The organism is Streptomyces swartbergensis, assembly GCF_002148965.1.
GTDB lineage: Bacteria > Actinomycetota > Actinomycetes > Streptomycetales > Streptomycetaceae > Streptomyces > Streptomyces swartbergensis.
On the sequence record NZ_NGFN01000769.1, the window covers coordinates 1 to 900 of the forward strand.

The following is a 900-nucleotide window of genomic DNA, read 5'->3' on the forward strand; positions in this document are numbered from 1 at the left end:
GGGGCTCTCGCAGCAGCGGGCGGGCGGGGCCGGCCGCCCCGACGGCGCGGCTGTCCAGTGAGGCCACGCCGAGGTCGGCGCTCACCGTGCCGGAGGCGACGTCGAGGACACGGACCGTGGAAGGGCCGGCGCACGAGTGCAGCGTGAAGGTGTCCGCGCCCGTGTGGCCGGACTCGCGCAGATACCGGGCGAAGATCCGCAGGCCGTTGCCGCTCTGCGGGCACTGGGAGCCGTCCGCGTTGAAGGTGAGCAGCCTGAAGCCCTCCTCGGCCGGCAGCGGGCCGTACAGCAGACCGTCCCCGCCGAGGCCGTGGTGGCGGTCGCACGCCAGCCGGACGTGCTCGGGCAGCGGCACGAAGCCCGTGCTGCTCGGGTCGATGACGATGTAGTCGTTGCCCAGCGCCTCGTACTTGGCAAAGTCCATGGCCGGAAAGGCTCCCCCGTTCACCGCGGCGCCATCTCAGGCTCCGGTCGGGACCGGGGCGCCGGCACGCATGCGTTCCAGCAGCGTGTCGAGGTAGTCCCGGGAAGTGTTGAGCCGGATCATCGCGCCGAGGGCGATGTCCCGGCCCACTCTCGGATCGGCGCTCACCAACGGGCCGATCACGTTCTTGAACCAGCCCGCGGCGTGACCGGCGTCCACCCCGATGTGCAGGTCGTGGTAGACGATGCCGACCTCGTCCAGGTCATGGCGTCGCCAGGCGTCGACCACGCAGCGGAACCGGCGCGGCGCCAGGTACTCGGTGACTCCGAAGTAGCCGACGGCCTTGTGGTAGTGGCGGCGGGAGAGGGCGAGGCAGGCCGAGATGTTGCCAGAGATCCCCGCTTCCAGCAGGAAGACGCGGCGTATGTACTCCGGGTCGGCGCCGATCGCCTCCAGCGCCTGCCCGAAGAGGGTGG

At 71.3% G+C, this 900-nt stretch carries 1 protein-coding gene and 1 pseudogene; both read right to left on the bottom strand.

Translation table 11 applies throughout. The features are described from left to right. Positions 1-424: pseudogene (locus tag CA983_RS44210) on the bottom strand (diaminopimelate epimerase); the annotation flags it as partial. A gap of 36 nt (positions 425-460) precedes the next feature. After that, on the bottom strand, positions 461-900 hold a 440-nt coding region (locus CA983_RS44215), incomplete at its 5' end, for an iron-containing redox enzyme family protein (protein WP_143645879.1).